Origin of the sequence: Nocardia sp. NPDC051463 (assembly GCF_040681975.1) — a bacterium.
Lineage (GTDB): Bacteria > Actinomycetota > Actinomycetes > Mycobacteriales > Mycobacteriaceae > Nocardia.
Window position 1 is genome coordinate 143,573 of the sequence record NZ_JBFBAB010000004.1, and the last position, 21,557, is coordinate 165,129.

At 65.7% G+C, this 21,557-nt stretch carries 10 protein-coding genes; 3 read left to right on the top strand and 7 right to left on the bottom strand.

What is annotated here, in order from left to right; genetic code table 11:
• Positions 1-48 precede the first annotated feature (48 nt).
• The 4 genes from nbtC to AB0M74_RS09240 form a co-directional block, all read right to left on the bottom strand.
• Positions 49-4,368: a nocobactin polyketide synthase NbtC gene (gene nbtC, locus AB0M74_RS09225; RefSeq protein ID WP_364904148.1), complete on the bottom strand. Its 4,320-nt coding sequence runs from the start codon at positions 4,366-4,368 to the stop codon at positions 49-51.
• A gap of 34 nt (positions 4,369-4,402) precedes the next feature.
• The gene (locus AB0M74_RS09230) at positions 4,403-5,746 is read right to left on the bottom strand and encodes a polyketide synthase (protein ID WP_364903808.1); all 1,344 of its coding nucleotides are present in this window, start codon (positions 5,744-5,746) and stop codon (positions 4,403-4,405) included.
• Entirely contained in the window at positions 5,743-6,501 is a 759-nt protein-coding gene (locus AB0M74_RS09235; RefSeq protein ID WP_364903811.1) for an alpha/beta fold hydrolase, read from the bottom strand. Before AB0M74_RS09235 ends, AB0M74_RS09230 begins: the two co-directional genes overlap by 4 nt.
• 117 nt (positions 6,502-6,618) lie before the next feature.
• Positions 6,619-11,214 (bottom strand): amino acid adenylation domain-containing protein, encoded by a 4,596-nt coding sequence (locus AB0M74_RS09240; protein ID WP_364903814.1) that lies wholly within the window; start codon positions 11,212-11,214, stop codon positions 6,619-6,621.
• A gap of 336 nt (positions 11,215-11,550) precedes the next feature.
• On the opposite strand from AB0M74_RS09240, the gene AB0M74_RS09245 reads away from it, so the two are divergent.
• Complete coding sequence (locus AB0M74_RS09245) at positions 11,551-12,528, top strand: ABC transporter substrate-binding protein (RefSeq protein WP_364903817.1); 978 nt, start codon at positions 11,551-11,553, stop codon at positions 12,526-12,528.
• Between the two features lie 91 nt (positions 12,529-12,619).
• Here AB0M74_RS09245 and AB0M74_RS09250 read toward each other — a convergent pair whose 3' ends face one another.
• From AB0M74_RS09250 to AB0M74_RS09260, 3 genes are all read right to left on the bottom strand, one after another.
• Positions 12,620-17,689 (bottom strand): amino acid adenylation domain-containing protein, encoded by a 5,070-nt coding sequence (locus AB0M74_RS09250; RefSeq protein ID WP_364903820.1) that lies wholly within the window; start codon positions 17,687-17,689, stop codon positions 12,620-12,622.
• Positions 17,690-17,759: 70 nt separating this feature from the next.
• On the bottom strand, positions 17,760-18,695 hold the full coding sequence (locus tag AB0M74_RS09255) for a methionyl-tRNA formyltransferase (RefSeq protein ID WP_364903822.1): 936 nt from the start codon (positions 18,693-18,695) through the stop codon (positions 17,760-17,762).
• An 87-nt stretch (positions 18,696-18,782) separates the two neighbouring features.
• A complete protein-coding gene (locus AB0M74_RS09260) occupies positions 18,783-20,069 on the bottom strand; it encodes a SidA/IucD/PvdA family monooxygenase (protein ID WP_364903825.1) in 1,287 nt (428 codons plus the stop codon).
• Between the two features lie 151 nt (positions 20,070-20,220).
• On the opposite strand from AB0M74_RS09260, the gene AB0M74_RS09265 reads away from it, so the two are divergent.
• Both AB0M74_RS09265 and AB0M74_RS09270 read left to right on the top strand, forming a co-directional pair.
• The gene (locus AB0M74_RS09265; protein ID WP_364903827.1) at positions 20,221-20,691 is read left to right on the top strand and encodes a hypothetical protein; all 471 of its coding nucleotides are present in this window, start codon (positions 20,221-20,223) and stop codon (positions 20,689-20,691) included.
• Positions 20,692-20,804: 113 nt separating this feature from the next.
• Positions 20,805-21,512, top strand: a complete 708-nt coding sequence (locus AB0M74_RS09270) for a siderophore-interacting protein (protein WP_364903830.1) — start codon at positions 20,805-20,807, stop codon at positions 21,510-21,512.
• The last annotated feature ends 45 nt before the right edge of the window (positions 21,513-21,557 follow it).

The window sequence follows — 21,557 nt, forward strand, 5'->3', positions numbered from 1 at the left end:
CCGCTGTCACTCCTTGCCTGCGGCCGCATTCGGTCCGTCATGGTCGGGTCACGCCTCCGGACCGCGCACAGCGACGAAGACACGCTGATCGAGCATGGCGACGGGGTGGTCGCCATCGGGCAGCACGAGGGTCGGGGTGAGCCCCACCGCGAGCAGTTCGTCCTGCCATTCACGCTCGGTCAGGAAGATCCGATCGGTACCCGCTCGCACGTCGGTCAGGCCGGCGTGGGGCTGCCCCGCACGAGGTGACATGAGGAAGTGCACCGAGGTCAACAGCTGGCAATGCGCATGGCAGGTCTCGATGATCACCACCGCGCCACCGGGGTTGAGCAGGTTGTGCAGCTGCCCGAGCGTCACCCCGATGTCGTAGGCGTTGTGCAGCACATTGGCGGCGATCACGATGTCGAAGCGCGGTTGCTGCGCCAGATCCGCGTTCATATCGACGATTCCGTAGCGCATCCACGGATAGTCGGCGAATCGCTTCTTGGCGGCGTCGAGGAAAAATGTGGACACATCGGTGAAGTGGTACTCCACCGGAAGCCCGACCAGCGCGGCCGTGACATCGTCGGAGGTACCGCCGATCCCCGCGCCGAGCTCGAGGATACGAACCGGCGACCGGTCCCGGCGCAACCCGTCGACCACATCCGCGACAGCCCGACCCGCAGCCAAATTCAGATACCGGCTGCCGAGGTTGTCCCGGTAGGCGGCCTCGGCGGTGGCCATATCCCCATTGGGAAACAGCAATTCCTGCACGCGGATGCGGTCCTGGGCCAGTGCGGTGAGGTTGTCGTCGGCGGCGGTCAGGAACGTCGCGAGCGGACGCGAGTACCCGAGATCCGCGCACACCTCGACCAGGTCCGGCCGGATCGGCGACGGTACCGGCCGCAGATACCGGTAACCGTGCACCGGGTCGTGGTCGAGGCAGCCGTGTTCGGTGAGCGCTTGCAACCACTGTCGCAGCAGCCATCGATGCCGGTCCGCGAATTCCAGTCGCGTCGCGATGTCGTCCACGGTGCGGAAATCGTGTTCGGACAATGCCGGTTGCAGCGCCGCCATCATGGCGTGCAAGCCGAACAGATCCATATCGCGTCGAGCGGAACGGAACGTATCGACATCGAGCGCACCTGTGACGGCGTGTTGCGCCGCCAGCCGGGCCCGGTCGACGCGATCCGCGGATTCCGGCGCTGGTGCCCGCATCGCCGCGGCGGATGCCGAGTTCTGCTGCGGTGCTGGATCAATGGGCGCCGCAGCCACAACTGCCGCTCCTGGTCGACTGCCGATGAGCCGGACCACGTCGTCGAGGGATGCCCCGCCGATGAGGTCGGCGACCGGCAACTCGTACCCGAATTCGCTCTTCACTCGACGGCGCAGCTCCAACGCCTGCAAGGAATCCAGGCCGATCGCCACCAGTGGTCGGGTGCTGTCGATCATGTCGAGATCTTCGGCGCCGATGATTTCGGCGAGCAACCGCGCCAGCCATCCCGATACGTCGGTCCCGGCCTGCGCCTGAGCGGGAGCCACCACCGGAGTGGGCCCGCTACCTGGCTCACTCGGCGTCCGCAGTCCGGACAACACCGGGCCGTAGCCGAAAGCACCGAGCACCGAACGACCGCGATCCCAGTCGAACGCCGCGACGATCGCGTTGTGGGGCAATCCGGCGAGCCCGAGTTCGATCGCGTCCGCGGAATCCATCGGAAGGTAGCCGACCTCGGCAAGTTGCGCGATGTCGGACTCACCCCGGCCCTGGAAGACCGCCCACTGACCCCACTGCACCGAAACGCATCGCACGCCTGCGGCACGGCTGCGGGCGGCGAACGCATCGAGCATCCGGTTGACCGCCGAGTACACCACGGTCCCGCGGCCACCGAGGGTCGCTGCCAGCGACGAGCACAGAACGACCTGGCAATCATCGGTCGTGGTCAGCGAACGCAGCACATTCTCGATGCCGACGATCTTGCCCCGCAACGCGTTATCGACGCGTTCGGGCGTGATCTGCGCCAGTTCGAGTTCCACGATGCTCGAATTGTCTGCCGCCGCATGGATGATCAGCTGCGCGGGCGCACCCGTCAGCTGGTCGGCCAGCCGCGTGACCGCAGCACTGTCACCGATATCGCAGGTCATTACCGAGATCTCGGTGGACCCGAGCGCACGAATCCGGCGCAACCGCCGCGCCACCGCCGCAGTCTCACCCGACCTGCTGACCAGCGCGATGCGCTGTGCGCCACGGCGTACGAGGTCCTCGCAGAATTCCAGTCCGAGACTGCCGGTGCCACCGGTGATCACGACGTTGTCCGGCACCGTGGGGGCCGCGATGTCGGTCCGATCGGCTTCGGTGAGCCGCTTCGCGTAGAGGTTGCCCGCACGCAGCGCCAACTCCGGCTCATCGGCCGTGTGCAGCGCCCCGATGATCGCGGAGACCGCGTCCGGGCCGGCCTGTGCCGGCGCCAGATCAAGGTGGCGGAAGGCGATGCCGGAGTACTCCGCGCCCGCCGAGCGGAATCCGGCGCCGGCTGCGGCGTGGACAGGATGCGGTGGCGTGTCCTCGGCGATCACGGATTCGCCGCCGATGGTCACGAGCCAATATTCGGTCACCGCCGCATCGGGCTCGGACCACCAACGCCGGTGCCCGAAGAATTCCGAGACCTCGGCGATAGCGGCCGATCCGTCCATCTCGGGCAGATTGGGCAGCAACACCACAACGGCGGCGAAGTCACCTGAGCCGGCGCCTGTCGTCGTATCGATCAGTCGCGCGGTCAAGCCCTGGGCTGTCGCGTGCGCGCAGAGCGCAGTGGCAAGTTCGGCTTGTCCACCGGTGTGGTCGACGATGCCGAGTGCTCGCGGCGCCATCATCGACCGTTGCACCAGTCGAACCCAATTCTCGACCAGCAGCTGCGGCGCCGAGATCCCTTGCTGCGCTCGGGCTCCCGACGGCTCCGAAACCTCGGACAGCTCGGCCGCGGCGGACCGCGGCCGGGCGGCTGCGTCGGCGCGGGCGCCGGCCCTGGCGTTCCCGAGGGTGACATCGTGCGCCAGCCACAACGTCATCTCGTTCATCTGGACGTTCGGGAAATCCGGCAGCGGCAACCGCACCGGCGCATCGGGTTCGGTGCGGAGGCATTCCCAGCGGTAGTTCAGATCGTTGACCGCGAGACCGGCCAGGTTCCTGGTGAATTCGGTCAGATCGACCGCGGTCCGGCTGGATGTACTCGTCACCATGGTCGGGCGGTGCGCGGCGAACTCGGCGAGGTTCTCTTCGACCGCCAACTGCAGTGTCGGATGCTCGGCGAGTTCGACGAAGGTATCGACCTCACGCTCGACCGCGGCGGCGACGGCCCTGTCGAAGCGAACGGGGTTGCGCAGATTCCAGAACCAGTAATCCTCGACCGGCAGATCCGAAGTGATCACATCGCCGAGAGTGGCTCCGAGGCAAGCGATATCGGTGTCGAGAAAGTGCGAGCTGGTCAGCTTGTCGTGCACGGCATCGCGAATCACATCGCGGAATTCATTGAGCATACTGGTGTGCGCCGGGTAGCGGACCCGGATAACACGGGCGAAGCGGCCGCGTTCACCGAGCACGTCTACGAGGGTCTGCACCGTATCGCGATCACCGGAGATCCCCACCATGCGCGGCGAATTGACCACCGAAACCTGCGCCCAGCCGGACTGGCGGGCCAGCAGTTCCTCACACTCGTCGCGATCGGCGGCGACGACCGCCATCGCGTAATTGTCGGAGGAGATTTTGTCGACAGCATGCGCCCGCGTGCCGACGACCACGATCGCATCCGCAAGGCTCATCGCACCGGCGAGATAGGCGGCGGCGATCTCGCCCTGGCTGTGCCCGACCACGGCCTCCGGCACGATTCCCACCGAGCGCCACAGCGCGCCGAGTCCGACCATCTGCGTGAACAGCGCGGGCTGGACGATATGCGCGCTGTCGTCGGCAACGGCGTCGGCATCGGCATCGGCATCGAGCAAGTAGGTCAACGGTGATTCGCCGAACAGCTCGCGGAAGAGCGCATCGCAGCGGTCCACCTCGTCACGGAATACCGGCGCCCGATCGTAGAAGAGCCGGCCCATACCCGGACGCTGACTCCCCTGGCCAGGAAGGATATAGGCAAGCCGACGCGCTGCGGCGGGTTCGGTGGAGCGCACCAACCGCGGGTGTTCGGCGCCGCTGCGCACCGCCTGTAGGGCCGCGCCGAGCTGGTCACGGTCGGTCACCATGAGCAGGGCACGGTGCCGACGCACGACCCTGGTCCGGAACAGCATGTCGGCGATCCGCTCCGGCTCGAGCCCGGGGCGTTCGGAGACGTAGGACAGCATGGCCGCGGCCTCAGCGCACAGCGTGCCGGGGGCATCCGCCGACAGCAGGACCGGAACCGATCCGTCGGGCAGTCGATAGCTAGAAATCGTCGTTCTCCTCACACACGGGCATCGCGATGATCGCGTGCGCATTGGCACCCCCCGCACCGAACGAGGACACGGCGCCGTAGCGGACGTCGTTCGTCGGTTCCCATGGCTGTAGTTCGGTGGCCAATCGCAGGCTCGACCGGTTCCAATCCACTCGAGTGGTCGGGTTGTCGGCGAACAGGGTCGCTGGAATCCGACCGTGTTTACCCGCCAGCAGCAGCTTGATCAGGCCGAGCATTCCGGCGGCGGCCTGCGCGTGACCGACATTGGATTTCACCGAACCGAGCAGCGGGCCCGAATCCGTTGCACCGTAGACGTTCTGCAACGCGAGGAGCTCGACCGGATCGCCCGCTCTGGTTGCCGTGCCGTGGCCTTCGATCATTCCCACATCGGCCGGATCGATACCCGCCCGCTCGATGGTCTTGCGAATGACCCGTTCCTGGGCATCGGTGCGCGGCACCAGGATCGGTTTGCCCTTGCCATTGTGGTTGTGATGAGAACCGAGGATGCGGCCGTAGATCCGATGCCCGAGTTCCCTGGCACGCGACTCGCGTTCGACGACGACCATGCCGGCGCCCTCGCTCCACAATGTGCCGGTGGCGTCATCGGCATACGAGCGGCAGTGCCCGTCGGTGGACAAAGCATTGTGCTTGGAGAATTCGTAAAAGGCCATCGGAGAACCCATGACGCATACCGCGCCCGCCAACGCCCATTCGCAGTCTCCGTCCCGAACCGCGGCGGCCGCCAGATGCACGGCGGTCAAGGAGGAGGCACAGGCCGAGTCGACAGTCATCGACGGTCCGGTCAAACCGAGGCAGTGCGAGATCCGACCGGCCACGCTCAGCAATCCGTAACCGATGGTCCGGTGCCCGGTGTACTCGTTCACCTCGGAGGCGAGTGGACCGTATTCCATCGGCGAGCAGCCGACGAAACAGCCGGCGTCCTCGCCGCCGAGGGCGCCGGGGTTGATGCCCGCGTTCTCGAGCGCACGCCATGCCACCCGCAACGCCACCCGCTGCTGCGGATCGGTCACGATAGCTTCGCGTTGTCCGATACCGAAGAATGCCGGGTCGAATTCGGTTGCGCCTTCGAGGAATCCGCCGGCATCGCAGACATTGCTCCACCCGTCGATATCGGATACCGACATGAGGTCGTCGATCGGCCAGCCGCGATCACGCGGGAATGGCCTGATCAATTCCTCGGATGCCGCGAGTGCGGACCAGAACGAACTCGGACTATCGATTCCGCCGGGCGCCTCGACCGCCATCCCGGAAATGACGATGTGATCGACGTCCCGCGCCGTTACTGATGTCACCGCTGATCCTCTTGATCTCATACCGTCGATCCGGGCTGCGCTTGTTTCGCCAGCAATTCGGCGACGGCATCGACGTGATTGTTCAGATAGAAATGCCCGCCCTCGAACATCGTTACTTCGACGTCGTCGGCGTGCTGATGCCAGCCGTGCAGATCCGCCATCGAGACAATGGGGTCCCGATCACCGCCGATGGCGTGGATCCTGGTGCCGACTCGGACCGATTCCGGGCAGGTGTACGCCTCGGAGGCGCGGTGGTCGGCCTTGATGGCAGGCAACGACAGCCGAATGATCTCGCGGCTCGCCAGGACATCGGAATTGATGCCCTCGAGCATGATGAGGTGGTCGAGCAGTTCGTCGTCGTCCTCGGGCGTCGGCTTCCGATACGCCGCCCTGGAGGGCGCGACGGCCGCCGACACCGTGAGCTGGCGCACCTCGATGCCCGCGGCAGCGGCGAGCCGGACGAATTCGAAGGAGACGAGAGCGCCCATGCTGTGCCCGAATACCACTATCGGCACGTCGCGGTTGTGGGCCGACAGACGAAATTCCGCGAAAGCGCCTGCGGCAAGGCCGGATAGCGAAGTTTCGGCCGGCTCGTTCGCACGGTCTTGACGCCCCGGATACTGAAAGATGATGACGTCGTAATTCTCGCTGAATGCTTTCGAAAGATTCCGGTATGCGGAAGCACCGGCTCCGGCGTGCGGAAAAATAAGCAGCGGCAGCCGATCAGGCGAATCCGGCTTGTGAAACTTCCTGATCCATCCCGGCTTATGCTGCATAGTGCTACCCACTTTCGAATGCTCCCGTCGACAACACAACGGCAGCAAATTCGCGAACCGATCGATACTTGTTCCACCGCAGTACATCCCGGCAGACATTAGGTAAGGCTATCATAACTAGCTGGACGGATGACCCGCTGCTTCGATAAGGACCGCGACACTGCGCTCCCAGAGTTGGCCGATGCGGTCGATATCGGACTGCGCGAACAGCACATCGCTCCACCGCCAGGTAGCCATGAGCTGTGGACCCGCCGCCGTGGTGTGGACAGCGGCGATGAGCCCGAGGGAATAGCGCAGTGGCAGATCGGGTTCCGGCGCGATCGGCATCACCCCGGTCAGCTCCTGATCAGTGATCATCGACCAGGTCCGATCGCCGTGCCCGCCGAGATCGACCCGACCCAGGTAGTTGAATTCGACCTCGGGTCCGGGAGAATCAACGAGTTCGGGCACGCCGAGAACCGAGTGCAGCAAACCGAAGTCGAGCCCTTGCTCCGGCACGGATCCGATATGCGCGACAACGGAATCCAGCAACGCGCGGGCCAGCCGCGGATCGGCTTCGGCACGTTCCACATCGATCGCACGATCCCCGACCCCGAGCCGGACCGGATAGGTGGTCGAGAACCAGCCCACAGTGCCGGAGGTATCGGCCCCGACGATCGCATCGGCGCGACCGTGGCTTTCCATGCCGATGAACGCCCCACCCTCATGGTCCTGGCCGCGTTCACGCCGCCAGGAGACCAGCGTCATCGTCAACGCCGACAGCAGGAACTCCCGAACACCGCCTGTCCTGCTCAGGGTGTGCGTAATCCCTGCCGTAGTCGGCACCGACAGCGCGGAGGAGGTGAGCCGCAAGGTGGACCAGGTATCGGCGGGCTCGGGCTTACGACGGCCGATCGCAGGATCGGGGCCGCTCACCTGCTCCAGCCAGTAGTCGCGCTGGGCGAGGACCTCCGGTGTCTCGGCCCGCTGCCACATCAATTGGGACCACCGGCGATAGGACGTGGGCTCGGCCGAAACCTTCGGCATCGCACCGGAAACGACCTGATCCCAGGCCGCTGCCAGATCGGCCATCAGAATGCTCCAGGAAACCACATCCAGCGCCACATGATGGATGGTCAGGAACAGCAGGTCACCGTCGGGGGCGCCGCGTAGCCACACCGCGCGCACCATGTCTCCTGCGCGCGGCCGCAGCCCATCGATCGCCTCACGACTGACCGAGGCCAGTGTGTCGCCGAAAGTTTCCGCAGCACCCTCGAATTCGAACTCCGTGAGAATATCGGCCGCCCGAACACAACCAGGCTCACGAGTGACCAACCGCAGGCCGTCGGCGGTATCGTCGAGCCTGGACCGCAGGGTGTCGTGTCCGTCGAGCATGGCCTGCAACACCGCCTCGAGATCGGCTAAAGACATGCCATCGGGCAGCATGAGCAGGACATGCTGGGAAAGACGCCGGAAATGTGGCTGTCCGAACATCCAGGAGACGATCGGCAGCGGCGGCACCGGCCCCAAGTCCGCATCGGGTGTCGGCCGGGACGCGACCTCGTCCGCATGCCGATCGATCCCCGCGGCGAGATCTCGAATAGTCGGCGCCGCCAGCACCATTCGCACATCGATCGCGAGACCGTTGCGACGCGCCTGATTCACCATCGAGATCGCCACGATGCTGTCCATGCCGAGCGCGAAGAAGTCCTCGTCCACCCCGGGAGCGCGGCCGTCGAACACCGCACCGAGCACCACGGACAGGGTGCGTTCGGTCGCGGTACTCGGTTCGGTCGCGGCACCCGCCGCACCGGCCGCGCTGAGCGCCCGCTCGGCGATATCGGCGAGTGCGCGCACGTCGAGTTTGCCGTTGGCGTTCACCGGAAGTCGCGGCTGCACCACCAACCGTGCGGGAATCATGTAGGCGGGCAGACGATCCGCGAGCACGGACCGCAGACCGACCGGATCGATGACGCGCCCGGGGACGCCGACCACGAAACCGACAAGACTCACCGCGTCGCCACGGCGCACCACCGTCGCGGCGGCGGCGGCGATGCCGGGCAGGTTCCGCAGCGCCGTCTCGACCTCACCGATCTCGATGCGGTAGCCACGGATCTTGACCTGGTCGTCGGCCCGCCCCAGGTACCCGAGCCCGCCCTCGGGAAGTCTGCGCACCAGATCCCCGGTGCGATACATTCGCCTGCCACCCACGAAGGGATCGGCGGTGAAACGGCCCGCCGTCATCCCGGAGCGATCGACGTAGCCGCGCGCCAGCTGGGCTCCGGCCAGGTACAGCTCGCCGATCGCGCCGACCGGAACCGGACGCAACCTGGAATCGAGGACATAGGCCGACATTCCGGCAGTCGGGCGGCCGATGGTCGGCGCATCCGGGCCGACGGCCCCTGGCGTCGTCACCTCGGCGACAACCGCCTCGACCGTTGTTTCGGTCGGGCCGTAGCAGTTGTGCACCGCGACATCGGGCAAGGCACGCAGGTGGTTCCACAGTTGGGTATCGATGGCCTCACCACCGAGAGCGAGCACAGCGGGCGCCCGATCCAGCAGTCCCGCGGCACCGAGCTGCCGGAACATCGACGGTGTCGTATCGATCATGTCGATGCCGTGGCGTCGCATCCCGTCGACCAGCCGGTGCGCATCGCGCATGGCCGCATCGTCGAACAGGTGAATGTGGTGACCGTCGAGTAGTCCGACCAACGGTTGCCAGGAGGCGTCGAAGCTCAACGACCAGGCGTGGGCGATCCGTAGCGCACGCCCGAGCCGGGCCACCGCAGGCCGATACACCCGGTTCCGGTGGTCGGCAAAGTAACTGACCAGGGCGGCATTGGTGTTCACCACCCCCTTCGGCTCACCGGTCGAGCCGGAGGTGAAGATGATGTAGGCGCTGTGCGAGGGGTGCCGTCGATGCTCGAGCGCTGTCGCGTGCCGGCGGGAGAGCGTGGCCTCGGTATCCGGAACGTCGAGATCGAGCACGGTCGTCGAGTCCAGATTCGCACCGTAGCCGTCGGCGACGAACACCAGCTTCGGGCGGGCCTGTCGCAGGATGGACTCGACACGAGCCGCGGGCAGCGCTACATCGACGGGCACGTAGGCCGCACCGGCGGCGAGCGTCGCCAGGATCGCGACGATCGAGCGCGGACTGCGCGGCAGGTACACGGCCACGACATCTTCCGGGCCGATACCGCGCGCCACGAGTGCACCAGCCAGCCGGGTCGCCTCGTCGTACAGCTCACGATAGGTGGTGCTCTCGGCGTCCGTGGTGAGCGCCACCCCATCCGGGGTCGCGGCCATCTGACGCTCGAACAACTCGAAAATCGTTGATTCCGAATCACGGTCGGGAAGTTCGGCGGTGACATCGAAAACCGGCGACGCCGCATGCGCCGAGTCCGGGGACACGTCGAGGTCATCGATGCGCGCATCCGCGCTATCGGGTAGTCGACGCAGCACGGCCAGCATGGCGGCACCGATATCGTCGGGCAGATAGGGCACCGACTCACGCATGGCTTCGACGACGACGGCGAGTTCGTCACCGAACACATGCGAGACCACAGTGAGCGGATAGTGCGTGAGATTCTTGCTCATCAGCGGCCGGAAGGTGACCGCGCCTGCGGTGCTGGTGGTGACCGCGTCATCCATCGGGGCGTTCTGGAAGACGAACATCGTGTCGAACATCGAACCGTGCCCTGCCGCACGTTGGACCGCCGAAAGGCTCAAGTACCCGACATCGCGCATCGCCGCCGATTCGCGTTGCAGCCGAGCGCATTCCGCGGCGACCGGCGCGGCCGGGTCCACCTGGAACACCACCGGGATGGTGTTGAGGAACAGGCCGATCATGCGTTCGACCCCGGCGATCTGCTCCGGCCGTCCGGTGACGATGGTGCCGTACACGATGTCGCGGCGATCGGTCAGCCGGGAGAGCAGTATCGTCCAGGCGAATTGCACGACCGAGTTCAGCGTCAATCCGTGCTCGCGGGCCCAACCGCGTAGGCGGGTGGTGTCGGCGGCGTCGAGCACGTAGCGGGTGACCTCGGCCTCGGACGCCGCCGTCGATCTCCTGGCGATACCCATGCTTGCCCCGCCGTCTGCGATCATCAGCGGACCGCTCACTCCTGCCAGCTGTTCGGCCCACCAGCTGCGAGCCGCCGACATGTCCTTGGCGCCGAGCCAGCCGATGTAGTCGCGGTAGGGCCGTACCGGCGCGAGCACCTGCGCGTCGCCGCCTGCCAGATACAGCGCACGCAGTTCGCCGAACAGCAGTCCGAGCGACCATCCGTCCAGCAGGATGTGGTGGATCGTCATGATCAAGCGCGACCGTGCGGTGCCATCGCTGTCCGGAGGCAGGGTCACGAGCATGGCTCGCACCGAAGGTCCCCGGCTCAGATCGAACGGTAGCTGCCGTTGTTCGGCCTCCACCGCATCGAGTTCGTCCAGCTGCGCGGACCGTTCGGCCCAAGGCAGCTCGACCCGACGGGGCACGAGCTGGACCGGCTTGGGCACATCGCGATCCCAGAACACCGCGCGCAGATTCGGGTGGCGCCGCAGCAACGTTTCGATACACCGCCGCAGCAGCTCCGCGTCCAACGGACCGTCGATATCGACGACGAACGGGATCGTGTACACGTCCTGCCCGTCGCCGGTCAGCTGGGACAGCGATAGCAGTCCCTCCTGCAATGGACTGAGCGCGAGTACATCCTCTAGCTCCGCCATGCCCTCACTCATACCGTTCTCCTGCCTCGCTGCCCGTCCGCTACGTCACTGACAGGCCCTGATCCTCGGGGCGTCGAGAAATGGGCATGTCGCCGAAGGCGTCCGCACTGTCGCCGCGGTCGTCGACACAGCTTCTACCTCACCAGAAGGCAAGGCTTGCCTAACTCACTGTGATCGTAACCGACGACTACGGCGAGAGATACCGATGTGGTTCGACTAACCCCACGGCCGCGACCGGCAGCGACACGCCATCACGGAAACATGCAGATAGGTTAGCCTTAGCTGATTTTCCCGGAAGGAATCCAGCGATCCGGTTCTGGGAAGTTTCCCGATGATGGAGGTTCAACAATGAAGTCTGCGCGGACATTCAGCAGATGGGTGCGGCCGGCGGGTGTCCTGCTGGCCGGCGCCATGGCACTCGGACTCACCGCATGCGGGTCGTCCGATGACTCCGCCTCGGGCGGCGAGTCCATCACCGTCGCGCACGTCCGTGGCGAGACCACAATCACCGGAACACCGAAAAAGATTGTGATACTCGGCAATCAATGGCTGGACACCGCACTGGCGTTCGGCGTGACGCCGACTGCCTACGTCGACAACGTCGCCATTCTCGCCAAGGGCGCCCCACCGTGGCAGCCACCGATCCCGGAATCGGCCAAGAAATTGGATACCACCGGCAACATCGCCGAACAGGTGGCTGCGCTGGAGCCCGACCTGATCCTGGCCGACACCTTCATCGCCGATCAGAAGAACTACGACGACTTCTCCAAGATCGCCCCGACGCTGCCCGGCTTGAGCAAGGAGATCGTCACCCCCTGGCAGGAGCTGGTGACCGCGCTCGGCAAGGTGCTGCACCGGAGCGAAGAGGCGACCAAGATCATCGACGACGTCGACGGCAAAATCGCCGCCATCGCCCAGGCGAACCCCGGGCTGAAGGGCAAGACCTTCGCCAGCACCTGGCTGGGCGGCCCGACCCAGCTGATGGTGCTGACCGACCCGAACGACGGTTCCGGCAAAGTTTTCGCCCAGCTCGGCCTCGGCATCCCGAAGAACCTGACCGATCTGCCCGCCAGTCAGGGGCGCGTCTCGTTGTCGCCCGAGCGGATCGACGAGCTCTCCGCCGACCTACTGCTGGCCGGCTACACAGCGGGAATGGACGAAAAGTACCGGCAGCTACCCGGTTACGCCGAACTGCCCGCGGTCAAGAAGGGGTCGGTGGTATTCCTGACCACCCAGGAGATCACCGCGGTCAATCAGCCGACCACGCTTTCGGTCCCCTACGTCCTGGACAAGTTGACCCCGGCGCTGGTCAATGCCGCGAAATAAGCTGTACCCAGAGTAAATACGCCATTCACTCGACCGCTCCGCTCGTACGATCACCGTACGAACGGAGCGGTCGAATCGCTTTCGGGATATGTCAGCGCTGCGCGGCCCACGAGCTTTGGAGGGCGGCCAGTGCGTCCGCGTCCAGCCCGGAGGTCGTCATGGGCGCGTGCTGCTGTTCGTCGGCCGCCTCGCCCTGCGACGCCGCGTCCGGATTCGCGATGACTTCGTCCACTGCGGCAGCCAACTCGGCGATCGTGAAGTACTCGAACACCATCTGTGGACTCATCGGCAGGTCCGCTTCCGCGGCCCTTGCCGACCACTTGATCGCGATCACACTATCGCCGCCGAGCCCGAAGAATCCGTCCTCACGGCCGATATCGGTGATCTCGAGCAGCTCTTCGAGAATCGCCGCAAGGGCGCGCTCGGTATCGGTCTGTGGCGCGACATATTCGGACCCGGTCGACGGCACCGCGGGTGCGGCGTGGCGGACCACCGAGCGGCTCTTGTCCCAGCCTGCGGGCAGCACGTCAAGATCACCGACCGCTCGGTCCGGTTGGTCGACGAACGCCTGCAGAATCCGCACCAACACGTCGGCGAATATCTGGCCGGTCGCGGCCTCGTACAGATCGGGATTGACGACGACACGCGCGATGAGATCACCGTTGGTCTCCACCGAGTAGTCCAGGTGGAAGTCCATGAACGAAACGTCGTAGTACCCGGCGATGCCGCTGAGTTGCGTGGCACCGTCCGCGGTGAACGGCACCGGTGTCGGGCGGTGCCGAAAGTGCATCATTACCTGGAACAGCGGATTACGCGACAGCGAGCGCACCGGATTGATCGATTCGACCAGCCGCTCGAAGGGCACCCCCTGATGGCTGATCGCGTCCAACGCCAGTTCCCGCACCCGGTCGAGCATTGTGCGGGGAGTCGGGTTGCCCGACACGTCGTGTCGCATCACCACCACATTGGCGAACAGGCCGACAAGCTCATCGGTGGTCTGGCCGATCCGGTTGGCGACCGCGGCACCGATCGCCACGTCATCACCGCCGCCGAGCACGTTGACGACCGCCGCGCTCACTGCCTGGCAGAGCATGAATTCGGTGACGCCGAGCTCTTCGGCCCTGGCACGCAATGCATTCCAGGTTGCCGCGGGCAGGACCCGCGAAGCGCTGAAGCCATTGCGCCCGAGCACCGGCGGGCGCGGATGGTCGTGCGCGACAGCGATCTCGTCGGGCAGTCCCGCAAGCTTGTCACGCCAGTAATCCAGCTGGGCCTGACCGTACGCGCTGACCTCACGGTTGACACCGCGGTCAAATATCTCGCGCTGCCAGATCGCGAAATCGGCGAATTGGATGCCCAATTCAGACCATTCGGGTGCCGCACCACCCGACCGGGCCCGGTAGGCAGTGGTGAGGTCGTCGAGGAAGATCTGGCACGAGCGCATATCGGCGATGATGTGGTGCATCAAGATCGATAGCACGTGTTTCTGCGGACCGAGTTCCAGCAGTCGCAACCGCATCATCGGTTCGGCATGCAGATCGAATACGTACGCCCCATCCGCCGCAAGCTCCTGCGCCAACCGGTCGTCGATGTCCCCGGTGAGCCGGACTACCGGCACCGCTACCGGCTCGGCGGGATGTATCAACTGGTAGGGGGTTCCCTCGTGTTCCGGGAAGGTGGTACGCAACGATTCGTGGCGGGCCACCACGTCATTGATGGCAGCGCGCAGGGCCTCGATATCGAGCGGACCGTCGAAGCGGACCGGATAGGTGACGTTCTCCCCATCGATCGCGCCCTCCAGCCGCCGCTGCAACCAGTAGACGCGCTGCGAATAGGACAGCGGAATCCGTTCCGGCCGCGGCCTGCGCACGAGCTCCGGCTTCGCGCCACGCGATGCGACCACCGAGCCGGCCTCGGCGGCCCCGTCGGCCGCGTCAACAGCATCGATCTCGTCGAGATCGATGTCGAACTCATCGCGGAACGCCGCGACCAGGTGCGCCGCCAGACCGGTGACGGTCGGTTTGTCGAACGGCACCCGCATGTCGATCTCGATGCCGAATTCAGCACGGATCATGGTGATCAGCCGCGCCGCGAGCAGCGAATGGCCGCCGAGCTCGAAGAACGAATCATCGGCGCCGACTCGATCGCGCGTGAACAGCGTGCCGAACAACGCGGCGATTCGAACCTCGGTCGGAGTCTGCGGCTCGCGGTAGTTGCGCGCCTCGGCGAACACCGGTACGGGCAGAGCACGCTTGTCCAGCTTGCCGTGGGCGGTGAGCGGCACCTCGTCGATGACGACGAAGGTCGCGGGCACCATGTATTCGGGCAGCGTCGCGGCGACGTGCGCGCGGACCTGCTCGAGGTCGATCTCGACGCCCGGCGCCGGGACGACGTAAGCGGCCAGGATCGGCCCGAGCGTCTCGTGCTCGGCGACGATCACCACACAATGCGCGATCGCCGAATAGTCGGTGACGGTGGCCTCCACCTCACCGAGTTCGATCCGATGCCCGCGCACCTTGACCTGTTCGTCAGCGCGCCCGATGAATTCGATCTCGCCCGCGGCGTTGCGCCGGGCCAGATCACCGGTGCGGTAGAGCCGCCCGCCGGGCAGGAACGGGTCGGCTACGAAACGCTCCGAGGTCAGGCCGGCTCGGTGCAGGTAGCCACGGGCCAGCTGCCGCCCGCCGAGATAGATCTCACCGACGACACCTGATGGCACCAATTGCATTGCGCCGTCGAGCAAGTACAGGTGCACATTCTGATTCGGCTTACCGATCGGGACAATGCCGTTGCCTTGCGGACCGTCGACCGACATGTGCGCCGAACACACCACCGCTTCGGTGGGGCCGTAGTGGTTGCGCAATTCCGCGTCGAATTGGGTGGCGAAGCGGTCGGCCACTTCACCGGGCAATGCCTCGCCGCCGACCGGCACGTGCCGCAGCGTGCGCCAGTCGTTGACCTCCGGCAGCACCAGGAAGGTGGCGAGCATAGACGGAACCATGTGCAGCACCGTGACGCCCTGGCGGGTGATCAGATCCGCGACATAGGGGATGTCACGGTAGGCGTTAGGCTTCGGAATCACCACGCGCGCACCGGCGGTCAGCGTGACGAAGATATCGAGCAGCGACGCGTCGAAACTTACCGAAGTCGATTGGAGCACTCGATCCTGCGGGGTGAGATCCCATTCGGCGTTGAAGCCCGACAGATGTTCGGCGATCGCATCATGCGGTACCGGAACGCCTTTCGGCTTGCCGGTGGAGCCCGAGGTGTAGATGACGTACGCGGTGTTCGACGGGTGCAGTGCCGCCGTACGGTCCGTGTCGACAGGATCGCGATCCGGCAGCGTCGCCGCCTCCTGCTCGGCCGCGAGTATGGCCGCCGGATCCAGCGTCAGCTTCGGGCCGGCGTCGCCGAGCAGGTATTCGGTCCGTTCGGCCGGGTAGGCGGGATCGATGGGCAGGTACGCGGCGCCCGCCTTCAGCACGGCCAGGATGACGACGACGAATTCGACCGAGGTGGCCAGGCGCAGCGCGACCACGTCCTCTGGTCCGACACCGCGCCGAATCAGCCAGTGGGCCAACCGGTTCGCGCGCCGGTCGAGTGCAAGGTAGGACAGTTCGAGCTCGTCGGAGGCCAGCGCGATCTGCTCGGGCGTCGCGGTGACCTGTTGCTCGAACATCTCGACCATCGTGGTCGGCTGCTCGTCGACCAGCGTGCCGCGCGATAGCGCAAGCAGGTTCGTCCTGTCGACATCGCCGAGCAGATCGAGGTCACGGATGCGCTTCGCAGGGCCGCGCAACGCGCTGTCGAGCAGCTGCACGTAATGGTCGACCAGCTGAGCAACCAGCGACTGCTCCAACTCGTCGACCAAGTAGGTGGCCTCGACTCGAGCACCCGCGCCGTCCAGCACGATCATCAGGCCGAGCGGTTCCTGCGCGACCGCGCTGCCGAGGGGCAGTTCGCTGGCTTCGATGTCCGGCAGTTCGAAGCCGTTTGCCACACCGCGCACACTGAAACTGAGCTGGACCAGCTGTTCCATGGCGTCGCTGCCCGCCACCCGCTCCGGGCTGACCGCCTGGATCACCTGGTCGACGCCGACATCCTGATGGGAGATGGCACCGACACAGCAGTCACGGGTCCGGTCGAGCAGCTCGGCGAAGGTATCGGCGCCGTCGAGTGTGGCACGGATCAGCACCGTGTTGCCGAAGTATCCGATCAGCTGCTCGGCGGCCGGGTCACGGCGGTTGGTCACCGGCATCGAGACCAGGAAATCCGTTGCGGCGGTGTAGCGGTGGACCAGCGCCTGGAAGCCGGCGAGCAACACCATGAACGGGGTCGCCGAATGCGCCCGCCCTGCCGTTGCCACCAGGTCCATCAGCTCCGGCGACAACTCGCGCACCCAGCGGTCCGCGCTCTTGGATACCGCGCCCGCCCGGCGGCCGGGCAATTCCAGGCGCTCCGGCAACGGGGTCAGCTCGGTGCGCCAGAACTCGATGCCCGCGCTGTCATGTCGATCGGCCTGACCGATGACCTCGACATCGACATACTGCGCCCGGATTTCGGGCAAGGTGGCGGCGTCGCGATAGGCGGCATTGAGCTCGGCGAAGAACACTGCCCACGAATCGTCGTCCCAGCCGATGTGGTGGACCACAAGGACCAGCACATACGAGTCGGCGTCGAGACGGATCAGTGTCGGGCGCACCGGCGCATCGACGGACAGGTCGAAGGGACGTGCGAATTCGCGGCGCGCGAGCACCTCCACCCGCCGCTGCTTGACACTCTCGGTCAGGTCGGTGAGATCGTGCTGCTGCCAGCCGATCTCGGCGTCGGCGCGAGAAACCTGGTACGCCTCGCCGTTCTCGTCGAGGTGGTAGGTGGTGCGCAATACCTCGTGCCTGGCCACGACGGTGGCGAAGGCGGCCTGCAGCCGCTGCGGATCGTGCAGGCCGTCGAGCCGGTAGGCCGTGCAGATGTTCAACGTGGTGTCGCTCGGGTCCAGCCGCTGAAGAAACCACATTCGCTGCTGCGCCGCCGACAGTGGACTGCGCTCGCCCGCAGGCCGGGCCGGCACGGCCGAATTCTGGGCCGCGCTCTGCACGCCCTGCTCACGCATTCGTTGTTGTAGCAGCTGCTTTCGGCGCTCGAGAATGTCGTCGGCCATGTCCGTCCTTCGAATCGTCTGTCAGGCTTGATGTCCGGGCGCACCGGACGGGCGGCGGTTGACCGGCAGGTCAGTGATCAGTGAGATAGCCACCGCGCGCGAAGAATTCGGCACCGTCGTGTTCGACACCATCGGAGGTCCGCACCCGAGTGATGATCAGCGCGAGATTTCCGCCGCGGTGGGCATCGACTCCGGTCACCACGGCGCCGCCGCCCTCCTGGACGATGACGCGACCGGGCGTACCGCCGTAGCGGGCTTCCGACAGGCGGGCGGCCACGACTTCGATGCGCTCGCCGCGGTAGTGGGTGAAGGCTCGCGGGTACGGCTCGGACAGTGCGCGGACGAAGCGCTCCAGATCGACTGCGGACCAGGTCCAATCGATGCGGCTGTCGCGATCGGAACGCTTGTGGAAGTACGTGCGCTCGGCCTTGCGCTGTGGCCGCCACACCGCGGTTCCGGAGTCCAGCGCGGCCAGCGCCTCGTTGATCGCCTCCGGAATCAGTTCCATGCCACGCAGCACCAGTTCCGTGCCGGTGTCGGTGGGCCCGATGGGAAGTGCGCGTTGCACGATGATGTCGCCGGTGTCCAAACCTTCGTCCATGCGGTGCACGGTCAGGCCGGTTTCGGAGGCGCCGCTGATCAGCGCCCACAACACCGGGGAGAATCCGGTGAACTCGGGCAACAGCGAATCGTGCAGATTCAGCGTGCCGTGCGGCGGCAGGTTGTAGAGCTCCGCGGGCATCCAGGTGTACCAGCTGTTCACGACGATGACGTCCGGCTCGACCCGTTTCACCAGATCGATGGTCTCGGCGTCGGCTCGTTCGGTCACGTGCACCGGAATCCCGTTCGCGCGCGCCAATTCTTCGACCGAATCCGACCAGATTGCTTTATAGGACTGCTCACTCGCCGGATGCGTGACCGCGAGCACCACCTCGTGTTCCGAGTCGATCAGGGCCTGCAAGGTCTTACGACCCCAGGTCTGGAAACCGAACGACACGATACGCATGAGCTGAACCTTCCTGAGCGAATACAAAGGTTAGCCTAGCCTATTTAGACTGGGCTCAGTTGCCCACCGAGTCGGTGGACGCGCCGATCAGTGGGCGCGCAACGCCAGACTCTGCCGGCGCGCCACGACCGGGCGGTCCACGGCCGTCTGCAGCACGCGGTCCGAAAGCGCGCCGAGGCAGCTGAGATTCGGAAAACCTGGGCCCTGCGTGAGTGCCGCCAGATTCGGTAGGTACAGCTTGCTGTCCAGCCCGGATACCGCCAGGTCATAACCGATGGCGGCCTCGATTCGCGCCTGCGTCAGCTCGCCGCCGACCGCGAGCTCGAGCAGATCCGCAGCATTCGCGTCGAACAGATCGAGGAACCACAGCGGGCGGCCACCCGTCGCATCGATCACCAGATCGGCCGTGTGCACCTGGTCCAGCCGCAACTCATTGCGCAACGTCAGCACGACGCCGTCCCCCTGGTCGGCCACCCGCACCACTCGGCCCTGCATGTGATGGACCCGACTGTCGGCGATCAGACTCTCTTGCACCCGCACCGAGAACACGCCCCGATCGGTACGTCGGATGACATCCCTGCGCTCCTCGATGCTCAGCGCACCCCATTTGATCGGATCACTGAAAAGCGAATTCTCGAAATAGCTTTCACCGCGGGTGTAGATCGTGGCCATCGGCGAGATGACCGAGATCGACAACATCCCATGGCGGACCAATTCATCCAGTGCCGAACCGGCGGTCTCACCGCCGCCGATCACGGCCACCCGAGAGGAGACCGGCAGGCTGCGGCGGCCGGCGAGATCCCAGAATTCCGCGATGCTGAGCACCTTGGGATGTTTGGCCAGCGCCTTCTCGCTGCGCCCTGGCCCGGTGATCATCAGACTGTCGGCAGCGATCTCGGTTCGGAGCCCGTCACCGTTCACCGCCGTCACCTGCCAGCCATCGACCGACGCCGCGATCGATTGCACGGTGCCATGAACAAGTTCGAGATCGATGGTGCGCGCAACCCACTGCAGGTATTTGGCCCAGACATGATGCTGCGGACTCGGCCTGCCGCGGTCGATCCACTCGGCATAGGTGCCCTGTTCGACCAGGAAAGACGTCCAGCTCAAGGCCATCATGGCCTCATTGATCGCCCGGTTGCGACCCCGCGCCCAGGTGGAGTGATACGGGAACCCGATGTCCTTCTCCGGGCTGGTGCCGAGGCGATGCTGCCCATCGGTCCAGCCGCCGCTGGGTAGCCAATTGCCGCCGACCGTCTGAGCTTCGATGGCAATCACCCGCGGCGCAGGCAGACCCAATTCGCGCAGCACATGAGCTTTGGCCGCGACAGCGACCGCCTTCGGGCCTGCTCCGACTACAACAAGCGTTCCCACTGGTACTCCCACTCTCCGACGCGACCTGAGGTGGGCACGCCCACATCGACCGAACCCGCGCGCCTATGTTTGCATAGGCTTACCTTACAGTGAAGTCGCGTGCTCGATCCAACCATGGGCGAACACACAGTGGGATGATGGGAATGAACACATGATCGGAATCAGCCGAAAGACCCTGGGCGCCATCGCGGTCGCGGCCGCCACCCTGACCGGTGCGCTCGGCACCGTCGCCACCTCCGCGGTCGCCGAGGCCGCCCCGGTGACCGCCCCGATGCGCACCAATACGCCGGGCACCGCTGAGTTGCGGGCCAAACTGGCGGTACTCTTCAATGCGGGCGCGCCGCGCGCCGCGCGTGCCGCCGAGCTGGAGTCCGGCGCGGCGGGCCTGCCCGCATTCGATCGCGCCGCCGCGCTGATCGCGATCGCACCCGCCAGCTGGCGCTGGGATGTCACCGGCCCGGTCAGCGTGAACGGCGACGTGCTCTCCGCCAAACTGTCGACCTCGACTCCGGGCTACGAGCCCTGGACCTTCGACATGTCCTGGCGGCAGGTCGACGGCAGCTGGAAACTGACCCAGGAATCGGTGTGCACCATCGGAAACTTCGTCGGCGCGGGCTGCTGAGCGTAACCCGCACCGCAACAACCGAAGTGCCCCGCGATGCGGGGCACTTCACATTTCAGGGCGGCATCGCCCTACTCGTGACCCACAAGTATTCTTAGGCTAACCTCAGTTGCATGAGCAGAGGATTCAGTGGCGTCGTAGTCAAGGCGTGGGGCGGTGAGGACTACCGGCTCACAGTCACATCGACCGAGGTGGTTACCGACAATTTCGTGCGGCTCGGCTTCGATGCGGGTGGGCTGCTCGCCGATCATGCCGTCCACCCGACGCAGTGGGTGCGCGTGTGGATCCCGGAAGCGAACAGTGACAAGCTGCATCACCGGGCCTTCACCCTGGTCGACCCCGATCTCGAGGGTGACCGGTTCTCCATGGAGTTCGCGCTACACCACGGACCTGCCGCTGATTGGGCCAGGAACGCCTCGGTAGGCGATCCGCTCGAGGCGAGCGTGCTCGGCTCCAAATTCGCGTTACCCGACAACGTGCCCAGCGAATACATCGTCTTCGGCGATACCGCCTCGCTGCCCGCGATCAACTCGCTGCTCGACGCCATCGGCGATGCCCCAGCGCGAGTCTGGCTGGAATGGCAATACGAATCCGACCAGACACTGCCGGTGCGCAATAAGCCGCACCACCAGGTGACCTGGTTGCAGCGAGTCGACAACGGCAGGCTGCTGCGCGAACAGGCGCACGAAATGTCCTGCGCAAAAGACGCGTTCGGCTGGGTTGCCTGCGACGGCCACACCACCCGATCGATCGTCAAATCCCTCAAGACCACGCACGGACTGCCCAAGACATCGATCAAGTCCCAGGCCTACTGGAAGTGAAACCACCGGCCGCCCGCTCCTTTTCGGTAGCGGGCGGCGGCGCGG

Coding starts and splice junctions, on each gene's coding strand:
- AB0M74_RS09240 (WP_364903814.1), bottom strand. CDS start 11,214: ATGAGTGAGGGCATGGCGGAGCTAGAGGATGTACTCGCGCTCAGTCCA.
- AB0M74_RS09230 (WP_364903808.1), bottom strand. CDS start 5,746: ATGAGATCAAGAGGATCAGCGGTGACATCAGTAACGGCGCGGGACGTC.
- AB0M74_RS09270 (WP_364903830.1), top strand. CDS start 20,805: ATGAGCAGAGGATTCAGTGGCGTCGTAGTCAAGGCGTGGGGCGGTGAG.
- AB0M74_RS09250 (WP_364903820.1), bottom strand. CDS start 17,689: ATGGCCGACGACATTCTCGAGCGCCGAAAGCAGCTGCTACAACAACGA.
- AB0M74_RS09255 (WP_364903822.1), bottom strand. CDS start 18,695: ATGCGTATCGTGTCGTTCGGTTTCCAGACCTGGGGTCGTAAGACCTTG.
- AB0M74_RS09265 (WP_364903827.1), top strand. CDS start 20,221: ATGATCGGAATCAGCCGAAAGACCCTGGGCGCCATCGCGGTCGCGGCC.
- AB0M74_RS09245 (WP_364903817.1), top strand. CDS start 11,551: ATGAAGTCTGCGCGGACATTCAGCAGATGGGTGCGGCCGGCGGGTGTC.
- AB0M74_RS09235 (WP_364903811.1), bottom strand. CDS start 6,501: ATGCAGCATAAGCCGGGATGGATCAGGAAGTTTCACAAGCCGGATTCG.